The sequence below is a fragment of the Microbacterium kyungheense genome, from assembly GCF_006783905.1.
In the GTDB taxonomy this organism is placed as follows: domain Bacteria; phylum Actinomycetota; class Actinomycetes; order Actinomycetales; family Microbacteriaceae; genus Microbacterium; species Microbacterium kyungheense.
In genome coordinates this window covers 135,600-159,583 of record NZ_VFPE01000005.1, presented here as the reverse complement: position 1 = coordinate 159,583, position 23,984 = coordinate 135,600, and the positions used below count along the sequence as shown (strand labels likewise).

Annotated in this window: 20 protein-coding genes and 1 riboswitch; of the genes, 10 read left to right on the top strand and 10 right to left on the bottom strand. The window is 72.6% G+C overall.

Annotated features, from left to right (window positions below; translation table 11 throughout):
- Positions 1 to 10: 10 nt before the first annotated feature.
- Positions 11 to 850, top strand: a complete 840-nt coding sequence (locus FB391_RS15600) for an amidohydrolase family protein (protein WP_185843129.1) — start codon at positions 11 to 13, stop codon at positions 848 to 850.
- A gap of 223 nt (positions 851 to 1,073) precedes the next feature.
- Here the strand turns inward: FB391_RS15600 and FB391_RS15595 are convergent, their stop codons facing one another.
- Positions 1,074 to 1,832 carry an SDR family NAD(P)-dependent oxidoreductase gene (locus FB391_RS15595; protein WP_141895890.1) on the bottom strand — a complete coding sequence of 253 codons (759 nt, stop codon included), beginning with the start codon at positions 1,830 to 1,832 and terminating at the stop codon, positions 1,074 to 1,076.
- On the bottom strand, positions 1,829 to 2,689 hold the full coding sequence (locus FB391_RS15590) for a fumarylacetoacetate hydrolase family protein (protein ID WP_141895889.1): 861 nt from the start codon (positions 2,687 to 2,689) through the stop codon (positions 1,829 to 1,831). The genes FB391_RS15595 and FB391_RS15590 overlap by 4 nt, the downstream gene beginning before the upstream one ends.
- A 121-nt stretch (positions 2,690 to 2,810) precedes the next feature.
- Here FB391_RS15590 and FB391_RS15585 point away from each other — a divergent pair, with 121 nt between their 5' ends.
- Together FB391_RS15585 and FB391_RS15580 are read left to right on the top strand one after the other, a co-directional pair.
- The gene (locus tag FB391_RS15585; protein WP_141895887.1) at positions 2,811 to 4,106 is read left to right on the top strand and encodes an L-fuconate dehydratase; all 1,296 of its coding nucleotides are present in this window, start codon (positions 2,811 to 2,813) and stop codon (positions 4,104 to 4,106) included.
- On the top strand, positions 4,093 to 5,070 hold the full coding sequence (locus FB391_RS15580) for an aldo/keto reductase (protein WP_141895885.1): 978 nt from the start codon (positions 4,093 to 4,095) through the stop codon (positions 5,068 to 5,070). Before FB391_RS15585 ends, FB391_RS15580 begins: the two co-directional genes overlap by 14 nt.
- Before the next feature lie 46 nt (positions 5,071 to 5,116).
- On the opposite strand, the gene FB391_RS15575 is transcribed toward FB391_RS15580, so the two are convergent.
- A complete protein-coding gene (locus FB391_RS15575) occupies positions 5,117 to 6,994 on the bottom strand; it encodes a D-alanyl-D-alanine carboxypeptidase (protein WP_141895883.1) in 1,878 nt (625 codons plus the stop codon).
- 38 nt (positions 6,995 to 7,032) lie between these two features.
- Positions 7,033 to 7,142: riboswitch (TPP riboswitch) on the top strand.
- Between FB391_RS15575 and FB391_RS15570 the strand changes: the two genes are divergently transcribed.
- From FB391_RS15570 to FB391_RS15560, 3 genes are all read left to right on the top strand, one after another.
- Positions 7,135 to 7,794: an ECF transporter S component gene (locus tag FB391_RS15570; RefSeq protein WP_141895881.1), complete on the top strand. Its 660-nt coding sequence runs from the start codon at positions 7,135 to 7,137 to the stop codon at positions 7,792 to 7,794. (Overlaps the previous riboswitch by 8 nt.)
- Before the next feature lies 1 nt (position 7,795).
- Positions 7,796 to 9,295, top strand: a complete 1,500-nt coding sequence (locus tag FB391_RS15565; protein WP_246093559.1) for an ABC transporter ATP-binding protein — start codon at positions 7,796 to 7,798, stop codon at positions 9,293 to 9,295.
- Complete coding sequence (locus FB391_RS15560; RefSeq protein WP_141895879.1) at positions 9,292 to 10,089, top strand: energy-coupling factor transporter transmembrane component T family protein; 798 nt, start codon at positions 9,292 to 9,294, stop codon at positions 10,087 to 10,089. Before FB391_RS15565 ends, FB391_RS15560 begins: the two co-directional genes overlap by 4 nt.
- An 88-nt stretch (positions 10,090 to 10,177) precedes the next feature.
- Here the strand turns inward: FB391_RS15560 and FB391_RS15555 are convergent, their stop codons facing one another.
- Genes FB391_RS15555 through FB391_RS15545 form a run of 3 tightly spaced genes read right to left on the bottom strand, consistent with a single transcriptional unit; the run spans position 10,178 to position 11,771 of the window.
- Entirely contained in the window at positions 10,178 to 10,684 is a 507-nt protein-coding gene (locus FB391_RS15555) for an SRPBCC domain-containing protein (RefSeq protein ID WP_141895877.1), read from the bottom strand.
- Positions 10,681 to 11,400: an aminoglycoside 3'-phosphotransferase gene (locus FB391_RS15550; protein ID WP_141895875.1), complete on the bottom strand. Its 720-nt coding sequence runs from the start codon at positions 11,398 to 11,400 to the stop codon at positions 10,681 to 10,683. The genes FB391_RS15555 and FB391_RS15550 overlap by 4 nt, the downstream gene beginning before the upstream one ends.
- Before the next feature lie 20 nt (positions 11,401 to 11,420).
- Complete coding sequence (locus FB391_RS15545; RefSeq protein ID WP_141895874.1) at positions 11,421 to 11,771, bottom strand: DUF488 domain-containing protein; 351 nt, start codon at positions 11,769 to 11,771, stop codon at positions 11,421 to 11,423.
- A 125-nt stretch (positions 11,772 to 11,896) separates the two neighbouring features.
- Here FB391_RS15545 and FB391_RS15540 point away from each other — a divergent pair, with 125 nt between their 5' ends.
- The 4 genes from FB391_RS15540 to FB391_RS15525 all read left to right on the top strand — a co-directional run bounded on the left by FB391_RS15540 (position 11,897) and on the right by FB391_RS15525 (position 14,873).
- Positions 11,897 to 12,658, top strand: a complete 762-nt coding sequence (locus tag FB391_RS15540) for an SDR family NAD(P)-dependent oxidoreductase (protein ID WP_141895872.1) — start codon at positions 11,897 to 11,899, stop codon at positions 12,656 to 12,658.
- Positions 12,659 to 12,672: 14 nt separating this feature from the next.
- Entirely contained in the window at positions 12,673 to 13,449 is a 777-nt protein-coding gene (locus FB391_RS15535; protein WP_141895870.1) for an enoyl-CoA hydratase/isomerase family protein, read from the top strand.
- Positions 13,450 to 13,610: 161 nt separating this feature from the next.
- Positions 13,611 to 14,450, top strand: a complete 840-nt coding sequence (locus FB391_RS15530; protein ID WP_141895868.1) for an SDR family oxidoreductase — start codon at positions 13,611 to 13,613, stop codon at positions 14,448 to 14,450.
- Positions 14,451 to 14,474: 24 nt separating this feature from the next.
- Positions 14,475 to 14,873 carry a VOC family protein gene (locus tag FB391_RS15525; protein ID WP_141895867.1) on the top strand — a complete coding sequence of 133 codons (399 nt, stop codon included), beginning with the start codon at positions 14,475 to 14,477 and terminating at the stop codon, positions 14,871 to 14,873.
- A 4-nt stretch (positions 14,874 to 14,877) separates the two neighbouring features.
- On the opposite strand, the gene FB391_RS15520 is transcribed toward FB391_RS15525, so the two are convergent.
- From FB391_RS15520 to FB391_RS15505, 4 genes are read right to left on the bottom strand one after another with little or no spacing between them, the layout of a single operon-like run.
- Positions 14,878 to 15,750, bottom strand: coding sequence for a Cof-type HAD-IIB family hydrolase (locus FB391_RS15520; protein ID WP_141895865.1), 873 nt, complete (start codon positions 15,748 to 15,750; stop codon positions 14,878 to 14,880).
- A gap of 10 nt (positions 15,751 to 15,760) precedes the next feature.
- Positions 15,761 to 16,399: a LysE family translocator gene (locus FB391_RS15515; RefSeq protein ID WP_141895863.1), complete on the bottom strand. Its 639-nt coding sequence runs from the start codon at positions 16,397 to 16,399 to the stop codon at positions 15,761 to 15,763.
- A 28-nt stretch (positions 16,400 to 16,427) separates the two neighbouring features.
- On the bottom strand, positions 16,428 to 16,997 hold the full coding sequence (locus FB391_RS15510) for a Pycsar system effector family protein (protein WP_141895862.1): 570 nt from the start codon (positions 16,995 to 16,997) through the stop codon (positions 16,428 to 16,430).
- A complete protein-coding gene (locus FB391_RS15505) occupies positions 16,997 to 23,962 on the bottom strand; it encodes a PD40 domain-containing protein (RefSeq protein ID WP_185843128.1) in 6,966 nt (2,321 codons plus the stop codon). The genes FB391_RS15510 and FB391_RS15505 overlap by 1 nt, the downstream gene beginning before the upstream one ends.
- Between the last annotated feature and the right edge of the window lie 22 nt (positions 23,963 to 23,984).

Below are 23,984 nucleotides of genomic sequence, written 5' to 3'. Positions count from 1 at the left end.
GATGGTGTGCATGCGCGTCGTCGACAGCCATCTGCACCTGTGGGATCCCGATCTGCTCGACTACGACTGGCTCGAGGGGGCGCTGCTCCGACGTTTCGGGCCCGACGAGCTGGACGCCGCCCTGGCCGACGTCCCCGCCGAGCCGGGCTTCGTCTTCGTGCAGGCCGAGTGCGCGCCTGCCCAGTCCGTCGCCGAGGTGGACGGGGTCGCTGCGCTGGCCGAGCGGGTCGGCGTGCGGGGCATCGTCGCCCGCGCCCCGCTCGAGGACCCGGCCGCGACCGAGGCGCACCTGGTCGCGTACGCGGCGCGCCCGCTCGTGGTCGGGGTGCGCCGGCTGCTGCAGTCCGAGCCCGACGGCTTCGCCGGGCGGCCCGGGTTCCGCGCGGCGGCGCAGGCCGTGGCATCCGCCCGCCTCACGTTCGACGCGTGCGTCCGCGCGCACCAGCTGCCCGACGTGATCGCGCTCGCCGACGCCGTGCCCGAGCTCACGATCGTGCTCGACCACCTCGGCAAGCCCGCCGTGGGGGACGTGGATGCCGCCGCCCCCGCCGGGGGCACGCCCTGGGCACGGGCGCTCGCCGCGCTCGCCGAGCGCCCGAACGTGATCTGCAAACTGTCGGGGCTGCCCGCAGAGTCGTCAGGGGAGTGGTCCGCCGCGCAGGTGCGGCCGTTCCTGGACGTCGCGCTGGACGCCTTCGGCCCCGAGCGCCTGCTGTTCGGCGGGGACTGGCCCGTGTCGGGCCCGTACGGCCGCTGGCTCGACACGGTGTCGACCTGGGCCGCCGATCGCATCGGCGACACCGACGCCGTGCTGGCGGCCAACGCCGAGCGCGTGTACGGGCTGCGCTGACGGGCAGGGTTACGGAGCGCGGGTGAGCCCCGCTGGCCCTGCTCGTCGATCAGAACAGGTGTTCTGGTGAGCGGAGGCGCAATCGCGGGCAAAACGTCCTGCGTGCGCCGAAACACCTGTTCTGGGCATGGGCGTGGGGAAAGTGCGCGCATCGGCGAGCAGTGGGTGGATGCCGGCGGCCGGGGCCGCCGGCATCCACCAGCCATCACGTCGGGCGCAGCGGTCAGCTGCCGGCGGGACGCAGGCGCAGGGCGGCCATGCCGCCGTCGACCTCGATGTAGGTGCCGGTGGTCGAGCCGGACTGCGGGCTCACGAGGTACAGGACGGCCCCCGCGACCTCCTCCGGCGAGACGAGGCGGCCGTGCGGCTGCCGAGCCTCGAGGGCGGCGCGCTCGGCGGCCGGGTCGGGGGCGGAATCGAGCAGCCGCCCGATCCACGGCGTGTCGGCCGTGCCGGGATTCACGGCGTTGACGCGGATCCCCTCGCGCAGGTGGTCTGCGGCCATCGCGCGGGTCATCGACAGCACGGCGCCCTTCGACGCGCTGTACAGCGCCCGCTGCGGCAGACCTGCGGTGGCGGCGATCGACGACGTGTTGCAGACCGCGGCGGCGGGCGACTGCCGCAGCCATGGCAGCGCGGCCGACGTCACGCGCGCGATGCCGGTGACGTTGATCGACAGGACGCGCGCCCACTCGTCGTCGTCGTTCGCCGCGATGTCGCCCTGCGCGCCGATGCCGGCGTTGTTGACGACGATGTCGATGCGGCCGAAGCGCTCCGCGACGGCTGCGACGGCGGCATCCACCTCCGCGCGGGACGAGACGTCGGCGGCGAACGCGGCGAACCGCTCCTCGGCGCCGGAGGGGTCGCGGTCGAGCACGGCGACCTGCGCGCCCTCGTCGGCGAGAGCGCGCGCGATGGCGGCGCCGATGCCCGACGCGCCGCCCGTCACGATGGCGACGAGGCCGTCCAGCTGCGCGGTCATCGGGATGCCTCCCACGCGACGAACTCCTGACGCTGTGCGCCGATGCCCTCGATCTCGATGTCGACGACGTCGCCCGGCGCGAGGTAGGGGAAGCGGCCCGAGAGCGCCACGCCCTGCGGCGTGCCGGTGAGCACGAGGTCGCCGGGCTCGAGCGTCAGGAACTGCGACAGGTGCCACACGATGTGGTCGACGGGGAAGATCATGTCCGCGGTCGACGAGTCCTGTCGCGGCTCGCCGTTGACGAAGCTCCGCAGCTGCAGCGCCTGCGGGTCGACCTCGTCGGGCGTGACCAGCCACGGCCCGGTGGGGTTGAAGCCGGGCGCGCACTTGCCCTTCGACCACTGCCCGCCCGACACCTCGAGTTGAAAGGTGCGCTCCGAGAGGTCGTTGGCCGTGACATACCCGGCGATGTGCGCGGCGGCGTCGGCGGGCGAGTCGAGGTAGGACGCGCGGCGGCCGATCACGACACCGAGCTCGACCTCCCAGTCGGTCTTCTCGCTGCCGCGGGGGATCGTCACCGTGTCGTTCGGGCCGACCACCGTGTTCGGGGTCTTCAGGAACACGACCGGCACCGGCGGCGGCGCCGAGCCGGACTCGGCGGCGTGGGCGGCGTAGTTCATGCCGATGCACACGACGGCGCTCGGACGGGCGATGGGGGCGCCGATGCGGAGGTCGCCGGCTCCCTCCAGCTCGGCCAGCTCGCCGGCGGCGATCGCGGCGTCGGTGCGGCCGACGGGGTCGTCGGCGAGGAAGTCTCCGTCGATGTCGGAGGTGAGGGGGCGCAGGTCGAGGTGACGGTCCCCGTCGAGGACGACGGGGATCTCGTGACCGGCGTCGCCGAGGCGCGCGAACTTCATTGGTCTCCTGGTGGTTCCGTGGCGGCTGCACCCGAGGGGCGCGATTGACAGTATAGACGTCGGATGTTTAACTGCGAGTGGTTCGACGAGAGAACCCGGAACCCGCAGGAGACCCGCAACAGTGAGCCGCATCGTCGCGTTCGAGACGACAGACATCCGATTCCCCACGTCGTTGAGCCTGGACGGCTCCGACGCGATGAACCCGGATCCCGACTACTCCGCCGCCTACCTCCGGATCGTGACGGATGCGGCAGACGCCATCGACGGGCACGCCTTCGTGTTCACGATCGGCCGGGGCAACGACGTGCAGGTGGCGGCCCTCGACGCGCTCGCCGACCACCTCGTCGGGCGTGAGCTCGAACCGCTGCTCGACGACATGGGCGCGACCAACCGTGAGCTGATCGGCGACTCGCAGCTGCGCTGGCTGGGCCCCGAGAAGGGCGTCATGCACATGGCGATCGGCGCGGTCGTGAACGCGCTGTGGGACCTCAAGGCCAAGCGCGCCGGGCTGCCGCTGTGGCAGCTGCTCTCTCGCATGACGCCCGAAGAGCTCGTCGCCCTCGTCGACTTCCGGTACCTCACGAATGCGCTGACGCCCGACGAGGCTCTCGCGATCCTCCGTGCCGCGGAGCCGGGCCGCGCCGAGCGCGAGGCCGAGCTGCTGGCCACCGGCTACCCGGCGTACACCACGAGTCCCGGCTGGCTCGGCTACTCCGACGAGAAGCTCGCCCGCCTGTGCCGCGAGGCGATCGCCGACGGCTTCGGGCAGATCAAGCTCAAGGTGGGTGCCGATCTCGACGACGACATCCGTCGCCTGCGCATCGCGCGCGAGACGTGCGGCGAGGGCTACCCGATCGCCATCGACGCCAACCAGCGCTGGGACGTGTCGGACGCGATCGCCTGGGTGAACGCCCTCGCCGAGTTCGACCTCGCCTGGATCGAAGAGCCGACGAGCCCCGACGACGTGCTCGGGCACGCCGAGATCGCGCGGGGGGTCGCGCCGGTCCGGGTCGCGACAGGCGAGCACGCGCAGAACCGGGTGATCTTCAAGCAGCTGCTGCAGGCCGGCGCCCTCGCTGTCATGCAGATCGACGCCGCCCGCGTCGGCGGCGTCAACGAGAACATCGCGAACCTCCTGCTCGCGGCGAAGTTCGGTGTGCCGGTCTGCCCGCACGCGGGCGGCGTGGGACTGTGCGAGGCCGTGCAGCACTTCTCGATGTTCGACTTCGTGGCCGTGAGCGCGAGCCGCGAGGGCCGCATGATCGAGTACGTCGATCACCTGCACGAGCACTTCGTCGTGCCCACGGAGGTGCGCGGCGGCGTCTACATCCCGCCGCTCGCGCCGGGCATCGGCATGGAGATGAAGGCAGACAGCCGCACCGCGTACACCTTCGGAGCAGTGGATGCTGCGGCCTGACGCCGGCGTCCGTCAGGCGCCTGCGCTCACGCGCCTCGGCTACGGCGCCGCCAACGTCGGCAACCTCTTCCGGCCGCTCAGCGACGAGCAGGCTTGGGCGATCCTCGAGGCCGCCTGGGATGCCGGCATCCGCTATTACGACACCGCCCCGCACTACGGCCTCGGGCTCTCGGAGCAGCGGCTGGGGGCGTTCCTGCGCACCAAGCCCCGCGACGAGTTCGTGATCTCGACGAAGGCGGGGCGGCTGCTGCGGCCCAACCCGGACGACGATGGCGGCCTCGACGTCGCGAACGACTTCCACGTGCCGACGACGCTGCGACGGGAGTGGGACTTCTCGGCGGACGGCATCCGGGCGAGCCTCGACGAGTCGCTCGACCGGCTGGGTCTCGACCGCGTCGACGTCCTCTACCTGCACGACCCCGAGCGCCACGACCTCGACCTGGCCCTGCGCGAGGCGTTCCCCGCGTTGCAGCAGCTGCGCGACGAAGGCGCCGTCGACGCCGTCGGCATCGGCTCGATGGTCTCATCGGCGCTGGCCGCGGCCGTCGAGGGTGCCGACCTCGACCTCATCATGATCGCCGGCCGCTACACGCTGCTGGAGCAGTCCGCCGCCGACGACGTGCTGCCCGCCTGCCATGAGCGCGGGACGGGGGTGGTGGCGGCATCCGTCTTCAACTCCGGGCTGCTCGCCAAGGACGAGCCGTCGCGCGACGACCGGTACGAGTACGGCCGCATGCCCGACGAGCTGTGGGACCGGGTGCAGCGTATCGTCGCGGTCTGCCGCGCACACGACGTCGCGCTGCCCGCCGCCGCCGTGCAGTTCGCGCTGCGCGACCCCTCGGTGCGCTCGGTCGTCGTCGGCGGGAGCCGCCCCGAGCAGCTGCGCCGCAACGCCGACCTCATGGCCGCCCCGATCCCGGCGGCGCTGTGGGACGAGCTGGCGAACGAGGGCCTCATCCGCTGACCCGACCCGCGCGTTCCGTCCGGGTGCGGCGGGAGCGTCCGCGCGGTCAGTCGTTCAGGCCGAACAGGTCGAGCGGGTGCGTCAGCCGCCACCACGGCGACGGATCCGAGACGTCGCCGGCGAGCGTCAGGTCGACCTTCGCACCGTTCAGCGGGCCCGTGACCTGAAGGGAGCCGACGGTGTCGCCCGCATCACGGGCCTCGCCGAGATCGAAGCTCGTGGCGACCGTGCCGACGCCGCCGTTCCAGAGGACGACCGACGCGTCGCCGGACGCGACGACGTCGACCTTGTCGCCCCAGCGGGTCTCGACGACGCCGGCGACCGTGCCCGCGGTGACCGAAGGCTTCAGCTGCAGCTCCTGCTCGAGCTGTGCGTAGATCGCGCGCGACGCCGCGAGCCGGGCCGCGTCGTCGGGCTGGCCGAGCACCGAGGCGTACAGGCGGACCGTCGTGTCGCCGATCGTCACGTCCTTGGCCGACAGCAGGTTCCAGGCGTCGAGCGTGCCGGTCTTGAGGCCGACGACCCCCGGGTCGGCGAGCAGCCCGTTCGTGTTCTCTACCGTCCCCGCCCCCGGCAGCACCACGGACTGCTGCGCCACGATCTCGGCGATGACGGGGTTCGCGAGCGCCTTCTGCGCGAGCGGGATGAGGGCTTCGGGGGAGGCGGTGTTGCGCTTGTCGATGCCGGTCGGCTCGTACAGCGTGATGCCCGGCACCCCGTGGTCGGTCAGCCACTTGTTCGCGGCGGACGCGTACACCGCGTCGGACGGGAAGAGGTTCTGCGCCAGCCGGTCGGCGTAGTTGCCTGCCGATCCGATGAGCATGCCCTGCAGGAGCTGGTACTCGGTCAGCGTCCCGCCGACCGGGACGTTGAGGGCGGACTCGCCCTGCCGCAGGTACTGCCAGTACGCGTTGCGGTCGGCAGCCGAGAACCGGTACTCGGGACCCTGCTCACCCACAGCGAGCGGCATCTCGTCGAGGACGACCAGCGCGGTCACGACCTTCGTGATGCTCGCGATCGCGTCGGGGTCGCCGGTCGACGCCAGCGATCCGATGCCCTCGACCGCCTCGGCCGCGCTGCCCTGGGCGGGCCACGCGGGCACGGCGGCGGGAGCGGCGGCGGGCTGCACCTGGATCGCCGTGACGGTCGGGGCGACGGCGTGGAGCGGCCACAGCAGCGTCGTTCCGGCGTAGGCCGCCAGCACGCCGGCGATCACGATGGTCGGCACGATCACTCCGGCCCGCAGCGGCGACCGCCGGGGCGCGTCGGCGAGCAGATCCGCCTCGACGGCGACATACGGCATCGACGCGGCGGCCAGGTCGTCGGGTGCGCCCACGCGGCCGACGGCGGCCGGGTCGACCCACGACAGCGCGGTGCCGGTGCCGGTGTTCGTGGCGGGAGCGGTGACGGTGGCGGAAGCGGATGCCGGCTGCCCGGCGTCGGCGGTCGACACGGGCTGCGTCGCCCGCGCGGGGTCGGGCACCGTGGCCGATCCGGTCTGCGAAGCGGCGGGGAACACCGGGGCGGGGCCCGTCGCGACGAACCCGAGCGCGGCGGCGAGATCGGTGCTCGCCGTGGTGGTGGGCACAGGCTCGACCGGCTCTGCATCCGCGGGCGGCACGAACGACGGCCCCTGTGCGAACGAGGGTGCCGGGTCGAACGAGGGTGCCGGGTCGAACGAGGGTGCCGGGTCGAACGAGGGTGCCGGGTCGAAGACCGGGAGGGCCGGAGACGGCTGGGCGGGGAACGGCGCCGCGGCGATCGATGTCGGAACGGCGGCGGTGTCGACCGGGGCGGTCGTGCTCGGCCGCGGGGCCATCGTCTCGTCAAACGAAGGACTGTACCCCGCCGGCGCGGCCGCGAACTCGCCCGTGCGCGCACGACGCTCACGGCGCGAGGGCGCGGGGGCGTCGTTCTGGGTCACTCGCCAAAGATACCTTGCCGCGTCGGCGGTATACTCAACGCCACAACCACGGGAGTCCGGTGAGCCGGGCTGAGAGGAAGCGACCCACGCTTCGACCGTCGAACCTGATCCGGATCATGCCGGCGCAGGGAGGAGAACACATGCACGCGTCCACGTCTGCCCCCACCGGGTCCGCATCGGCCACCGCCGCAGGGGCATCCGCGATCTCGCACCGCCTTCGCTGGCGCGTCGTCGACATCGTCGTCGCCGCCGTCCTCGGCGTCGCCCTCGGCCTCGTCTTCTGGGCGTGGAACACCGTCGGCGGCACGTGGTTCGTCGCCATGGACGGCCTCACCCCCGGCCTCGGCGGCATCGCCGTGGGGATCTGGCTCATCGGCGGCGTGATCGGCGGTCTCGTCATCCGCAAGCCCGGAGCGGCGCTCCTCGTCGAGGTGATCGCCGCGCTCATCTCGATGCTCATCGGCAACGTGTGGGGCGTCTCGACGCTGTTCTCGGGCATCGTGCAGGGCCTGGGCGCCGAAGTGATCTTCGCGCTGTTCCTGTACCGCCGCTTCACGCTCCCGGTCGCGATGCTCGCCGGTGTCGGCGCGGCCGTCGGGGCGTGGGTGTTCGAACTGTTCTACGGCAGCTCGCCGAACATCCTGAAGACCATCGAGTTCAACGTCATCTACCTGGTGTCGCTCGCCGTCTCGGGCGCGCTCCTCGCGGGGCTCGTCGGCTGGCTCGCGGTCCGCGCCCTCGCCGCGACCGGCGCGCTGAACCGCTTCGCCGCCGGACGCGAAGCGCGCCGCGAGGTCTGACATGCCGGGCTCGTCCGCCCACGCGGCAGGGCGCGGGCGGCCGGCCGACATCACCGCCGCCGGGTGGGGGTGGCGCTACGCCGGACGCCGTGCGCCGGCTGTGCGGGACGTGACCTTCACGATCGAGCCGGGCCAGCGCGTCCTGCTGCTGGGCGCGTCGGGCGCCGGCAAGTCGACGCTGCTGGCGGGCATCGCGGGCCTGCTGGGCGGCGCCGACGAAGGCGACCAGACCGGCATGCTCCTCGTCGACGGGGCGCGCCCCGAGACCCAGCGGGGCCGCGTCGGGCTCGTGCTGCAGGACCCGGACGCCGGCGTCGTGCTGTCGAAGGTCGGGGACGACGTGGCGTTCGGCTGCGAGAACCTCGGCGTGCCGGCATCCGATATCCCCGTCCGGGTCGCCGAGGCTCTCGAAGCCGTCGGGCTCGACGTGCCGCTCGACCGGGCGACCAAAGCGCTCTCGGGCGGACAGAAGCAGCGCCTCGCGCTCGCCGGGGTGCTCGCGATGAGGCCGGGCGTGCTGCTGCTGGACGAGCCGACGGCGAATCTCGATCCGGAGGGGGTGCGCGAGGTGCGCGCGGCGGTGGAGCACGCCGTCGCCGAGACCGGTGCGACGCTCGTCGTCATCGAGCACCGCACCGAGGTGTGGGCCGACCTCATGGACCGCGTCATCGTGGTGGGTGCTGAGGGAGGACTCCTCGCCGACGGTCCGCCTACCGAGGTGTTCGCGCGGGTCGGCGACGACCTCGCCGCCGCCGGCGTGTGGGTGCCCGGACGGCCGATCGACCTGCCCGTCCTCGCGCCGGCCCGGGTCGATGCCGAACCGGCGCTGGCGGCATCCGGGCTCTCGGTCTCTCGTGATCGCCGCTCGATCGTGCGGGCGGGGCTCGAGGTGCACGTGCCGCGCGGTGCGGCCACCGGGATCGTGGGCCCCAACGGCGCCGGCAAGTCCACGCTCGCGCTGACGCTCGCCGGGCTGCTGCCCGAGGCCGCGGGGGAGGTGCTGGCCGCGCCGCAGCTCGCGGGGCGGTCGGGGCGCCGGCCGTCGCGGTGGACCTCGCGCGAGCTGCTGACCCGCATCGGCACGGTGTTCCAGGAGCCCGAGCACCAGTTCCTCGCCTCGACCGTGCGTGACGAGCTCGCCATCGGCCCGCGGTCCCGAGGCGTCGCGGCGGCCGACGTCGAGGTCATCGTCGACGAGCTGCTCGAGCGGCTGCACCTCGCTCCGCTCGCGCTCGCCAACCCCTTCACGCTGTCGGGCGGCCAGAAGCGGCGCCTGTCGGTGGCCACGGTGCTCGCCGACGCCCCTCCGGTGATCGTGCTCGACGAGCCCACGTTCGGCCAGGACCGTCGCGGCTGGGTCGAGCTCGTGGCGCTGCTGCAGTCCGAGATCGCCGCGGGCACGACCGTCGTCGCCGTGACCCACGACGACGACGTGCTGCGGCACCTCGGTGCGCATCGCATCGACCTGGGACTGCCGGTGACCGCGGGGGCGGCGTCATGACCGCGGCGACGACCGACGCGAGCGCCGTCGACACGCGGCCGGCGTGGCTCGACGGCGTGAATCCCGTCACCAAGGTCGTGCTGGCGCTGCTGCTGTCGGTGCCGCTGTTCGCCTCGATCGACGTCACGAGCGCGCTCGCCGCCATCGTGCTGCAGCTCGCATGCCTTCCGCTGACGGGGCTGCCCCTCACCACGCTGCTGAAGCGGATGCTGCCGATCGTGGTGTTCGCGCCGGTCGCGGGCCTCAGCATGCTGCTGTACGCCGAGCCGGGCGGCCGCGTCTACTGGTCGTTCGGGTACGCGACGATCAGCGACGACTCGATCGCGCTGGCCATCGCCGTGTGCCTGCGCGTGATCGCCCTCGCGCTGCCCACCATCCTGCTGTTCGGCCGCACCGATCCCACCGAGCTCGCCGACGCGCTGGCGCAGGTCGCCCGCCTTCCGAGCAGGTTCGTGCTCGGCGTGCTGGCCGGCACCCGCACGCTCGGGCTGTTCCTCGACGACTGGCGCAGCATGGGTCTCGCGCGCCGCGCCCGCGGCGTCGGCGACACCGGCGCGATCCGGCGGTTCTTCTCGATGGCGTTCGTGCTGCTCGTGTTCGCCGTCCGGCGCGGCACCAAGCTCGCGACCGCCATGGAGGCCCGCGGCTTCGGCTCGGGGATCCCGCGCACCTGGTCGCGCCCGTCTCGCCTGCACGCGCGCGATGCCGTCGCCCTCGCCGGCGGCGCGGCCATCATGGCGCTCGCGATCGCCGCTGCGGTGGCCGCCGGTACGTTCCGGTTCGTGTGGTCGTGACGCGCCGGCCGTGACCGGCCGCTCGTGGCGCGCCGGCCGCGACGCGCCGGCCGCGACGCGCCGGCCGCGACGTGCCGGCCGTGATGCCTCAGTCCGCGGCGACGAGCCGCTCGTACGCCGGCTGCAGCGCCGGGAAGTAGTCGTCCCAGCTCACCGTGCCGACGTCGACGCCGGCGTGCGCGGCGACGAGCCGGTCGAGGTAGTACTCCCAGCCCGGGCCGATCGAGCCGACATCGTCGCCGGCATCCAGCCGTTGCCCGAACGTGAGCACGGTGTCGCCGGGGGACTCCTCGGCGAGCTCGAACCAGAGGTGCCAGCCGCCGGAGTCCGGTGCGGTGTCACCGGCGAACCGCCGCGGCCGGTCGCATTCGTGGATCGTGAACTCTGCGGGCTCCGCGTCGCCGGCCTCGGCGGTCATCGAGAAGGCGACGTGACCGGTGCGGGGGTCGCCCTCCCAGCGGCCGATCCATCGCTCCAGGCGTGCGGACTCGGTGAGCTCGCGCCACACGTCCTCCGCCGTCGCGGCCAAGCGGCGAAGGATCACGAGGTTCGCCTGCCCGTCGATCTTGGCCACGGTGCCGGTGATGTCGGTCATGTCGCGTTCCACAGCTCCTGGTAGTAGGCGAGGCGTTCGCGGTCGGGCTGGATGCCGTACGCCTCGATGAGGGCGTCCTCCCACCCCTCGCCATAGTTCCAGACGGTCGACATCGACGCCACGGCGATGTCGGCCCACCGGTCGCCGACGCCGAGTGCGCCGAGGTCGACGTGGCCGCTCCAGCGGCCGTCGTCGCCGATCAGCGTGTTGGGCACGCATGCGTCGCCGTGGCACACGACGAGCCGGTCGACCGGCGGTGCGTCGCGCAGTGCGTCGGGGAGGTGGATGCCGCGGATCCCGGCGTTCTCGATCCGCCGGGGGACGGTCCACTCGAACGGGCAGTCGGCGACCGGCAGGGCGTCGTGCAGCGCGCGCAGGCCTCTGCCGACCTCGCGGACGGCGGTGGCGGCATCCATTCGAGGGTCCACCGCGCTGATGCCGGGGAGGGATGCCGTCACCATCCATTCGTGCACGTCATCGCCGCCGTGCTCGAGCACCCGCGGGACGGGCGTGTACGCGACGGCCCATTCCAGGCGGTCGGCCTCGCCGGCGAACGACGTCTCGAGCGTGCGCGGCGTGTGCTTGATGTGGCGGCCGTCGTCGGTGCGGAAGGTCAGCCCGCCGTCCTGGTTGTGCCATACCGGCGTGAGTGCCGCGCCGCGCGCGAGCTCGAGCACCCGGGCCGGCACGGCGACGTCTTCGACAGGGATCGACATGCGTCCCATCCTGCCGGTGCTCAGCCCGACAGCGCCGCCTTCAGCAGCGCGGCGTGATTCTGCACCGGGTCATGCACCGAGTGCAGCAGTGTCACGACGGCGTGCGGCGCGAGCTCGGCGCGCAGGGCGTCGAGGGCGCCCTTCGTCGGGCCGGCGAGCTCGGCGCGGTAGGCGGCCGCGAAGTCCTCCCACGACATGCCGTCGTGGTGGAACGCGGTGCGCAGCTCGGTCGAGGGCGCCACGTCCTTGGCCCAGAGGTCGAGGTGCGCCCGGTCCTTCGAGAGGCCGCGCGGCCACAGCCGGTCCACCAGCACGCGGAATCCGTCGTCCGGCGCCGGGTCGTCGTACACGCGCTTGATGCGGAGCTCCATGCCCCTCATCCAACACCGCGCAGCAGCAGGTCGGTAGCGTGGATGCCGCATCCCCGCCGCGAAGCGTGTGGTGGAACGCAGTACCGCGTAGTGTGGAACCCGATACCAAGTTCGAAGGAGAACGCATGGAACTGACGGACGCCTCGGCCCTCGTCACCGGCGGCGCGAGCGGACTCGGCCTCGCGACCGCCCGACGTCTCGCCGCAGCCGGCGCGGTGGTGACCGTCGTCGACCTCGCGACCTCGGCGGGCGCCGACGTCGCGGCCGAGCTCGGCGGCTCGTTCGCGCCTGCCGACGTCACGGACCCGCAGCAAGTGGCCGATGCGGTCGCGGCGGCCGCGGCATCCCGGCCCCTTCGCGTGGTCGTGAACTGCGCGGGGATCGCACCTCCGGCGAAGGTGCTCGACCGCGAGGGTGATCCGTCGCCGCTGGATGCGTTCGAGCGCATCATCCGGGTCAACCTCATCGGCACCTACAACGTCATCTCGCAGGCGTCGGCCGTGATCGCCAAGACGGAGCCGACCAGCGCCGGAGACCGCGGCGTCATCGTCAACACCGCGAGCGTCGCCGCGTTCGACGGGCAGATCGGGCAGCCGGCGTACTCGGCCAGCAAGGGGGGCGTCCACGCCATGACGCTGCCGATCGCGCGCGAGCTCGCCCGCTACGGCATCCGCGTCGTCACCATCGCCCCCGGCATCATGGAGACCCCGATGCTCGCCGGCCTGCCCGAGGCCGCGCAGGAGAGCCTCGGCCAGCAGGTGCCGTACCCGCAGCGCCTCGGCAAGCCCGACGAGTACGCGCGCCTGGTGATGTCGATCGTCGACAACGGCTACCTGAACGGCGAGACCATCCGCCTCGACGGCGCGATCCGCATGGCCCCGAAGTGAACCCTGGAGACCCCATGAGCGACTCGATCCTCGTCACCCGCGACGGCGGCCTCGCCCGCGTCACCTTCAACCGCCCCGCCTCGCTCAACGCGATGGGCTTCGAGATGGGCCGCCGCTGGCGCGACATCGCGCACGAGCTGACCGCCGACGAATCCGTGGGTGCGATCATCCTCGACGCGGCAGGACCCGCGTTCTGCGCCGGCGGCGATGTCATCGAGATGGCCACGTCCGGGGCCTCGGGCGCCGACGTCACGGGCGCCGCGCACACGATCCACGACGGCATCCGCACCTTCGTCGAATCCGGCACGCCGATCGTCGCGGCCGTGCAGGGCGCGGTCGCCGGCGGCGGGCTCGGGCTGATGCTCACGGCTGACTACATCGTCGCGTCCGAGCAGTCGAGGTTCGTCAGCCGTTACGCCAACATCGGCCTGACCCCCGACCTGGGCGTCTCGACGCTCCTTCCGGCGGCGGTGGGGCAGCGCCGCGCGCTGCAGCTGCTGCTGCAGGACGTCACCATCGACGCGGCCACCGCCCTGGACTGGGGACTGGTGACCGAGGTCGTGCCGGCGGACGAGGTCGCCGCGCGCGCCGAGGCGGTCGCCCGATTCTGGCTCGACAACGCCACCGCCGCGTTCGGGCAGGCCAAGCGACTGGTCCGCACGGGCGCCGGCCGCTCGTTCGCCGACAACCTCGACGACGAGGCGGCGTCGATCGGCGCCCGCTTCGACACCGACGAGGCCCGGGCGCGCGTGCAGGCCTTCGCCGCGGCATCCACGAAGTCCCGTTCCTGACCGCACCCGCGGCGTCGACAACCCACTTCCCATCCGCATCATGTGCTCTCGCCGAACGCACACGGAACTGACGTCCAGGACGTGTGACCTCGGCGAGAGCACATGATCGCGGCACCTGTCGCCCGCACCGCACCTATGCCCGCACCTCTGGAGGAGTACCCATGACCGACAAGCCCCTCGCCGGCAAGACGATCCTGATATCGGGCGGCAGCCGCGGCATCGGCCTGGCGATCGCGCTCCGCGCCGCGCGCGACGGCGCCAACATCGCGCTGCTGGCCAAGACCGACACCCCGCACCCGAAGCTCGAGGGCACGGTGCACTCCGCGGCGGAGCAGATCCGGGATGCCGGCGGCCAGGCGCTCCCGATCGTCGGCGACGTGCGCAACGACGACGACATCACCGAAGCGGTCCTGAAGGCCCAGGGCGAGTTCGGCGGCATCGACATCGTCGTGAACAACGCATCGGTGATCGACCTGTCGCGCTCGCTCGACCTGGAGGCCAAGAAGTACGACCTCATGCAGGACGTCAACGTGCGCGGAACGTTCATGCTGTCGCGCGCCGCGGTGCCGATCCTCAAGGACGCGCCGAACCCGCACATCCTGTCGCTGTCGCCGCCGCTCAATCTGTCGCCGAAGTGGCTCGGCGGGCACACCGGCTACACGCTCGCGAAGTACGGCATGACGATGGCGACGTTGGGACTGGCGGCCGAGTTCGCCAAGGACGGCATCGCCGCCAACACGCTGTGGCCGCGCACCACGATCGCGACCGCGGCCGTGCAGTTCGCCCTCGGCGGCGACCGCATGATGAAGGTGAGCCGCACTCCCGAGGTCTACGCCGACGCCGCGTACGAGATCTTCACGAAGCCTGCGCGCGATTACACCGGCCAGACGCTCATCGTCGAGGACGTGCTGGAGGCCGCGGGTGTGACGGACTTCTCGGGCTACGCGGCGGTGCCGGGCACGCCCGACTCCGAGCTGTTCCCCGACATCTTCCTGGACTGATCCCGCCGTCGTAGGGTGGGGAACATGGCGGTGCGGAGCCTGTTCCCCATCCTCCTCACGCGAGACCTGCCGGCGCTCGTGCGGTTCTACGAGAGCGCGCTCGACGCGACGGTGTCGTACCGATTCGGCAACGAGGGCGTCGACGACTACGTGTCGCTGAAGCTGGGCGACGCGTCGCTCGGCATCGGCCGCGATCCCGACGCGCTGCCCCCGTCCGTGGGCGACCGCGTCGAGCTGTGGTTCTACGTCGACGACGTGGATGCCGTCTACGCGGCGTGGCTCGCCGCCGGAGGACGCGGAGTGGAGCCGCCCGCCGACATGCCGTGGGGCGAGCGCGTGGCGCAGGTGCGGGATCCCGGCGGCAACCTCGTGAACCTCGGCGCCGAGGCGCGGACGACCGCGGCGCCCGACGCGGCGGGCTGAGCGGTCAGATCAGCCCGAGCCGGCGGAACGCGTTCGCGATGCCGTCGTCGAGCACATCGGTGGTGACGAAGTCCGCGAGGTCCTTGAGCTCGGGGTGGGCGTTGCCCATGGCCACGGCGACGCCGCACACCTGGAACATCTCGATGTCGTTCCAGCTGTCGCCGATCGCGACGGCGTCGGCCGCGTCGATGCCGAGGCGTTCCAGCAGCAGCTCGATCGCGGAGCCCTTCGTCGTGTCGGCCTCGTTGATCTCGCCGTTGGAGCCGCCCGGCAGCGGCATGCTGCCCGGGACGATGAGGAACTGGTCGCCGAGGTCGGCGATCAGCTCGCCCATGCCCTCGGGGTGGTCGCTCACGAACACCGCCTTGTCGATGCGGTCGAGGTCGGCCTCGTCGACGCTCGGGAACGTGCGCTGGGCGAGCCCGACGAGCGAGTCCTCGGGCCGCACCTCTTCGCCCGCGGCTTCGCGCGCGTCGATCGCGGCCGCGTACTCGCGCATGAGCTCGGCCATTTCGTCGGACGCGTAGACGCCGTCACGCGTCTGCAGGAAGTAGCGGATGCCTCGTGCCTTGAGCGCGGCGATCATCCGGTCGGCATGCTCGCGCGACAGCGGCCGGTCGATGACCACCTCGCCGTCCGACGTGACCAGCGCACCGGAATTGGTCACGGCCCCGTCGAAGCCGATCTCGGCGACGCGCGGATGGATGTCGGAGGCCGATCGGCCGGTCGCGAGGTACACCAGGTGCCCCGCCGCGCGTGCGGCGCGGATCGCGTCGGGCGTGCCGGGCGCGATGCGCGAGCCGTGCTCGAGGATCGTGCCGTCGACGTCGATGAACACGATGCGCCGGCGGTCGGAGGTCGAGGGCTGCGGGGCCATGGGTCGTCCTTCAGTGCTTGTTGCCGGTGAGCAGGAGGATGCCGCCGAGCCCGATCATGAGTCCGCCGCCGGTCGCCGACAGGGTCGCGATGCGCTTCGGCGAACGGCCGAACCACGAGCGTGCCGCGGCCGCCACGAGGGCCCACGCCCCATCCGAGAGCAGCGCGATGGTGAAGAACACCAGGCCGAGCTCGATCATCTGGAGCGGCACCGACCCGGCGTTCAGGTCGACGAACTGGGGCAGCACGGCCACGAAGAACGCGATCGTCTTGGGGTTGGTCACGCCGACGACGAAGCCCTCGCCGAGCTGACGCCACGCGGAGCGGGGGAGCGCGGCGGCGGTGGCGGCGGCCGCGGTGCGGTGCCGGTGACGGATCGCCTGCACGCCGAGGTACATCAGGTACAGGGCGCCCGCCACCTTGAGGATCGTGAACAGCACGATCGACTGCGCGACGATGCCGCCCACGCCGAGCGCGACCAGGCCGATCACCGGCAGCAGTCCCAGGGCGTTGCCCAGCACGCTCAGCAGTCCGCCGATGCGGCCGAGCGCGAGAGCGCGGCCGATCGTGAAGAGCACGCTCGGGCCGGGGATCACGATGAGCACCAGCGCGGCCAGCGTGAACGCGATCAGGTTGTCGACGGGGACCACGTGTCGAGCGTAGCCGGGCCGCGCAGGGTCAGCGGGTCAGCAGGAAGCCGACGATGATGAGCCCGACGCCCACGCCCGCGAGCGCCATCGACAGACGGATCGCCCGGTACTTGCGCTGCACCACCGCCGACAGCACGAGCAGCTGCTGGAAGGTGCGCTCGGGCGGGTGGACCCCGCGCTCGCTCAGTGCGCGCTCGACCTCGGCGGGTGACCCGAGCCCGCGGACCTGGCCCCAGTACGTGATCGCGCCGGGACCGGGACCGCGGCTGAGACGCGGCCAGACCGCCGCCGCGGCGGCCACGACGGATGCCGCGGCCGCGACGACGCCCAGCACCCACACCGTCGCGCCCAACGGCGAGAGGGTGACCGGCGTCCAGTCGCCGCCGATCATGCCGCTCAGCACGATCGAGAACGCGATGCCGAGCGAGCCGATGAGCAGCGAGGCCTTCTGGTCGGCGCGATCGATCTCGTCGCGCACCTCGGCCAGCATCTCGGCCGCGAGGGCGGCGGTGTCGCGCGCGGGAAGCGGTCCGGGGGTGGATGCCGCGGCCGGCGCGCGACCGTCGGCCGCGGCATCCCGCATCTCGTCGCGCGCCATCAGCGCACCCCGAACGTGACGGTGAACGAGGTGCCGTCGGCGAGCTCGATGCGATACGTGTACTTCTTGCCGCTCTTCAGCTTGATGGTCGGGATGGCACCCACCCAGGTCTTGGTGAGCTTCGCATAGGTGAAGCTGCCGATCGGCGGATAGAGCCCCTCGTTGACCTTGGCCGACGACGGCAGGTCCGCCGTGGCGACGAGGACGACCCCGGTGACGAACCGCTTCGTGCCGATCGACTTTCCGGCGGCATCGCACGCGCGGAACACGATCGGCACGCCGGACAGCCGGAAGAACACGCTCGAGCCGTCGGCGTTTACCGCCAGCAGCGGAGACCGATCCGGCACGCCCCCGCACAGGACCGGGCCGGGCGCCGTCACCGTGTAGGCGGCGCTCGCCGACCCGGTGTTCCCGGCGGCATCCGTCGCGCGGCAGGTGACGCTCGCCGTGCCTGCCGTCGCCGTCGACGGGACGTCGCACGACTGCGAGGCCACGCCCGAGGCGGCGTCGGTCGCGTTCGGGGTGGCGGTCGCGGTGCCGCCGACCGTGACGGGGTCCGGCGTCACGACCGGGGCGAGCGCGGGCGCCGTCCCGTCGACCTTGACCAGGAGCTCGGTCGTCGCCGTCTCGCCCCGCACGTCGGTGACCGTGCCGCTGACGGTGCGGCCCTCGGGGGCGGTGTCGGCGTCGACCGTGACCGGGGTCGGGCACGAGGTGATCGCGACGCCCGAGGTGCACTGGAAGGTGACGGTCACGGGCGTCGTGCTCCAGGTGCCCTCGGTGTACGGGCCCGCCGCATTGACCGCGGTCGCGACGATCTGCGGAGCGGTCGACGGCGCCTGCACGACGACCGACGCCGAGGCCGCGTGCCCGTCCGTCGTGCCGTCGTTGGGCATCACGGTCACCGTGATGACATCGCCCTCGTGCGCGAGGCCGTCCAGCGCCAGCGTGGTCGCGTCGGCGCCGACCGGCGTGCCGTTGCGGGTCCACCGGTACGACAGGTCGACGTGGTCGCCGTCCGGGTCGGTGCCGTCGGCGTCCGCCGTGAGCAGCGAGGTCGGCGTCACGTCCGAGCCGTCGGGCTCCAGGGTGACGGTCGCCGCCGGCGCAAGATTGGCGTCCACGACCTCGACCGCGAACGACGCCGTGCTGCACGAGGCCGTGCGGCACACGCGGACCTCGACGACGTAGCCGCCCGGTGTCGGGAACAGCTCGTCGATGCGCGCGTGCGTCTGCGCGCCGTCCTGCTCGATGGCTGCGGGACCGGAGGCGACGACATCCTTCCCGCTCCTGACGTACACAGTGGCGGTGAGGTCTTCGCCGGGTGCGGCATCCGTCACCGCGATCGTCCGCTCCAGCCGGCTGCCCGCCTCGACCGTCGCGTCGTCACCGGGTGCTCCCAGCGCCGGCGCGGCCGCGGCTGCGAGGTCGAGGTGACCGTGCTGGGTCTGCGTCGCCACGTTGCCCGCGGCATCCACCACCTGCAGGATCCAGCGGAACGGCCGGCCGTCGTTCGGCACATCCGCGTCCCAGCTGGTGCCGCTGGGGCTGCGGGTGACCGGCACGCGCTCCCAGGCGGCCTGCCCGTCGCGCTGCACCAGGAGCACCATCTGCGCGATGTCGCTGCCCGTGCCGTCGGCGCCGAACGACAGGCGGCTTCCCCCGGCCCCCGGCACCTCGACGTACGTGACGGAGGGCGCTGTGCTGTCGGTCGAGTCGGCCGGGCCGTACACCGCCTCGACGTTCAGATCGGTGAATTTCTCGATCGAGGCGGTGCCGTCGCGTGCCACCTCCACGCGGGCGGGCGTCACGACGAGCAGATCGACCGGTCCGCCCGGTGCGTCCTGCTGCGAGATCGTCGCGAAGGTCGAGGGGAACGCGACGCCGGCGCGGGTGAGCTCCGTCTGCGGCACCCCGACGCCCGCCGCCGCGATCGCGGGGGAGACCCCCGTCTCGACCTCGGAGGTCAGCGCGGTGATGAGCGCGCCCCGCGGGACCAGCGGCGGATCCTCCGGCCGCGGCCCGAGCGCCGCGGCGAGCCGGGGCAGCACGGGCTGGCCGGGCACGACGGCGGGAGCCTGTCCGTCGGCGGTGAGGTAGGTCGTGCCGTCCGCGCTGCCCGACGGCACGGACTGGAACGTGGGCTGCAGCCGCAGCGACGCCGAGAGCACGCCGTCGTGATCGGCGACCTCGCTCAGGCCCGCAGGGACCTCGGGGAGCGGAGCGGACTTCGTCTCGCCGGAGGCCGCCGGCGAGAAGGTGTACATCGGCAGGCCGTAGTAGACGGCGCCCATCAGCACCTTCTCGTCGTACCCGGAGTACAGCCCGAGACCGCCGAGGTACGACTGCTTGGCGTAGGCCAGGGCCTGTGCGGAGGTGATGCTGCGCCCGTCCACCGTGACCCCGATCCAGTCGGCGTACAGCGCGAGCAGACGTTCGCCCAGCGCCGTCGTGGTGTTGTTGGCCAGACCGTACCCGGTGTTGCCGACGAAGCCGCCGGCCGTCGAGAAGACGTCCACCCAGTCCTCGACGTCGCCGAAGTAGGCCGTCGGCAGGTTGTTGCCCGCGTGGCATCCGATGAGGAAGACGAGCGCTCCCGCGAGCTGCGACTGGTCGCCGCGTCCGTCGGCGAGGAACAGGTCGGTCTCGGCGAATCGGCCGGACTCGGCGCCGTCGACCCCGGGCAGCATGCGTCGTTCGTCGGCGTGCGTGTTGAGCGACACGAGGCGGGGGCTCTCGGCGCCGTCCGCGGGGAACAGGGCATCGGACATGTCCTGCTGCGTCCACGTGCCGGTGAGCTCGGTGTTGGCGGGGGAGCGCCATTCCAGCGCCGCCGTCACCTCGGCCGGCAGCTCGGCCCACGCGCCGTAGCCCGCGGTGACGCTGGAGTCCGCGGCGAGCTCGCCCGCCGCATCCATCGCCCCGTCTGCGGCGCGGAAGCGTGCGGCGATGCCCTGGATCTGGGCGGGCGTCTCGACGAGCCGCCCGAGACCCACCGTCGGGACGTACAGATGGCCGGCGAGCGACTCGTACGCCGTCGCCAGCCCGTACGGATCGTCGGTCAGGATGTCGCCGGCCGCGGCGGCCGCCGACAGCGGCGTGGCGCACGGATCGACCGCGTCGGGCGCGATGTCGACCGGGCAGGGTTCGCCGGTCGGCGTCGTGGCGCGCCGCAGGTCGGTGGCGTGGCTGGATTCCGTGAACTGCGCCGTGTTCTGCGCGACCGGGGCGAACGGCACGATGTCGTCGCCGCCCACCACGACGACCGAGGTGATCTGGTCGCGGTGACCGTCGACGGCGGCGGCCACGTAGCGGTTGATCGCCGTCGTCAGCGCAGCGCGCGCACTGAGCGAGCAGGGGTTCTGGTTGTAGGCGGTCCGCGCCGCACGCACGGCCGGGTCGGAGTCCACCGACAGGATGGCGCCGTCCACTTCCGAGCCGGCGGCGCCGACGCCGTTCATCGAGGCCAGCGCCTCGCGCACGGCATCCGAGCCTTCCCATCCGTACTCCTGCGCGTACCGCGTCGCGTCGAAGATGTAGAGGGTGTTCGTCGTCGCGGTCACGGGGTCGCTCTGGCCGGGCTCGCCCATGTCGGGGGCGTCGACGCCGGGGCAGCGCGTCTCGTCGCTGTCGTCCACGTAGCGCACGCGCAGCGAGTAGAGCGACGAGCTCGGCATGCCGTTGCCGCTGGTCACCCGCACCATCAGCTGTTCGCCGGGTGCCGTGTCGACGCCCGCCGCCTCGATCTCGGCGGCGATGCCGTCGCGCACGACCGCCTGGTCGACGAGCGTCTGCCCGGGCAGGGCGCCGGCGGCGTCGGACCCGGACTCGGCGATCGCTCCGAAGTCGCTCTGCTCGGTCACGGCGGTACCCGGTGCGGTGCCGGCGTCGGCGACACCCAGCGTCGCCGCGGACGCCGATCCCGACGGGCGGAACAGCGAGATCGCGATCTGCCCGTCCTGGGCGTTCGTCGAGATCACCAGGCGCTTGCCGCGCGGCGCCGGGTCGACGAGGTAGTAGTCCTCGTCGCTGGAGGGGCTCTGCGACTCGGTCCCCGTCTCTTCGTCGAAGAGGAAGTGGTCGGGGGCGATCCACCCGTAGAAGATGCTCCCCTCGGTGAGCTCGGTGGGAACGCCCACCCACTCGCCGTTCTCGTAGTTGGTGGCGGGTTCGTCCCACGCGTCGTCCGTGCGGACGTCCGTGTTGGCCGCCGAAGCCGCGTAGATCCCCGACGTGATCCCGCCGTCGGCGCCGAAGTCGGTCATCGTCCTCGCCCACGAGAAGAAGGTGCCGAGAGCGAACACCGTGCCGGCGCGCATGTCGGCCAGGGGCGCGGTGACCCGCTGCCCGGAGCGGATCAGCGGTCCGCTGTACACGCCGTCGTCCGTCCCCCAGCGGATGCCCGGACCGGAGCCGGCGGCGTACACGTCGGTGGGAACGGTGGATGCCGGCGCGTCGACGAACGCGGTCGGCGCGGCGATCGTGAGCGGATCGTCGCCGGGCCCGACCTGCGACTCGCCGGGTCCGAGGTCGAAGGCGAACCGGTAGCCCGTCCAGTAGCGGCAGCGCACGTCCGGGGTGCAGGCGTTGCCCACCGAGCGGGCGCTCGCGTACCGCGGGTCGATCGCGCTCGGGGCGATGTCCTCCCACGGATAGCTCTCGGCATCCAGCAGCGAGAACAGCAGCGTGCCGACGGTGACGTCCTGGGGGGCGCCGGCGGCGATGTCGGCGGCGGTGCCGGTCGACAGGAGCGCCGTCGAAGGCGCGGCGAGGGTGCCGGTCACCTCGGTCGTCCCGAACAGCGCCGTGCGGCTCTCGGGCGACAGCGTCGTCACGTCGACCGCGCCCAGCGGCGTGTCGGCGAGGAACAGCCGGTCCGCCGGGACCTCGGACAGGAGCGTGAGCGCGATCGGCAGATCGCGCAGCGGCACGGCGTCGATGCCCGACGTGTCGAGCGTGAGACCGGCCGAATCGAGTTCGGCCAGCACCGCGTCGTCGTCGAGGGTCAGATCGATCCCCTGCGCGGTCAGCAGCGCCTGCCACCGGGCGATGGGCTCGGTGCCCTCTCCGGCGATCGGGATCTGGGCGACCGGCGCCGAGCCGAGAGCGTACGAGGTGAGCGAGAGCCCGGCCAGCCCGCTCTCGTCGAGCCCGAGATCCTGCAGGGTGAGCGAGCGGATGAGCTCGGCGGCGGCCCTCTCGGCATCGGTGGCCGGGTTGCCGTCGTCCAGGATGCCGGCGGCCCAGCCCAGCACCTCGTCGAGGGTCACCGTCTGGGTGAGCTCGCCCGCGAAGGGCGTGTCGGCGAGGATCTGGTCCCAGCCGCCGGGCAGGTCCAGCCGGTACACGGGAAGCCGGTAGACGGGCAGGCGGTAGACAGGGAGCCGGTAGACCGGCGAGTCGTCGATGAGCAGCCGGTAGACCGGGAGCCGGTAGACGGGCAGGCGGTAGACCGGCAGCCGGTACACCGGAAGGCGGTAGACCGGTGCGCCGGCGAGCTGCGCCGCATAGTCCCGCAGCGTCGTCAGGGGGATGTTCTGGATCCTCACCTGGGTCATGTACCCGGGGGTGGGGATCCAGCCGTCGACGGACTCCACCGACAGGTACGAGGACGTGTGGGTGTCGACGACGGCGACCTCGGAGGGCGACGGCGACTGGAAGGCGAGCGTGCGGCCGGCGACCGACACGCTCGGATGGGTGCCCTCGGCGACGTCGATCCAGTCGGGCGAGAAGGTGGCGACGCATTCGATCGTCCCCGACTGGGCATCCGACCAGTTGATCTCCTGCGTGCGGATGACCGGCACGGCCAGTGCCACCGGGTCGACACCGCTGGGCAGTCCGACGAGCAACGGCACGGTGGTCGACCACGCGACGTCGCTGCCCTGCGGCGAGATCTGCGGGTCGGCCACCTCGCCCACGCGGCGATCGGCGTCGATCGTCCCGAGCCCGACCGAGTAGCCGGTGACATTGCCCTCGACGGTGGTGGCGACGACGACGTCCTTCATCTCTCCCGAGAAGTTCTTGCAGGCGTCGGACCTGATGTAGGCCATGTTGGTGCCGGTGGCGTCGATCGACAGCGCGCTCGCCGCGGTGGCGATCAGCCGCGCGCGGTTGACCGTGAAGCCGCGGTCCACGGTGTACAGGCTCGGCAGCGCGGTCGCCGGCTGGGCCGAGATGGGGTCGCTGCGGGAGAGCAGCGCGATGACGTCGCCGTTGCCGCTGATCACGGCTCCGGACGAGCCGGTGGGCAGTTCGAGGCTCGGGAAGGCCTTGCGCAATGCGATGTCGCCGTAGATCCCGTCGCCGTCGGCGTCGAGATCGGCGACGTACGTGTCGGCGACGCCGTTGGTGTCGGCCACGGTGGTCGGGCCGGCCGTGACGAGGTTGCCGGCGGTCGACGTGAAGACGAGGTGGCGGCCGTCGTCACTGAGATCGGGTTCGAACGAGTCGCCGTCGGGCTCCGCGGCCGCCTGGATCCGGAAGGTGTGGTCGCGCAGGGTGTCCCGCACGTAGACGTACGTGCGCCCGGGTGCCGTGCTCGCGTCACCGGTGAGGTTGGTCGCCGCGCTGGTGAATGCCACATACCGCCCGTCGGCGCTCGCGACGGGTTCGGCACTGGCGCCGTCGGCGCGGGTGGTGCCCACGGGACCGTCGGGCACGCTGACCAGGTCCGGCGCCCCCGAGAACGGATCGTCCGAGTACATCGTCGCCGTGGACCGGTAGATGTCGGCCAGTCCGTTGTCGCCGCCCGCCGGGTCGGCGCCGCTCGAGGCGAAGACCACCTGCTGGCCGTCCGGCGTCAGGAACGGGTCGGTCGCCCCGCCGCCCGCCCCGTCCGCGACGGCGAACCGCTCGGCCCCGGTGGGGAGGCCGACGGCCGCGGCGACGGGAAGCGCCGAGGCCGCCGTCGAGGTGAGGGTCGCGAGGCCGGTGACGATCAGGGTCGGGATCGTCAGCACCGCCATGGTGCGAAGCGGTCGGCGCACA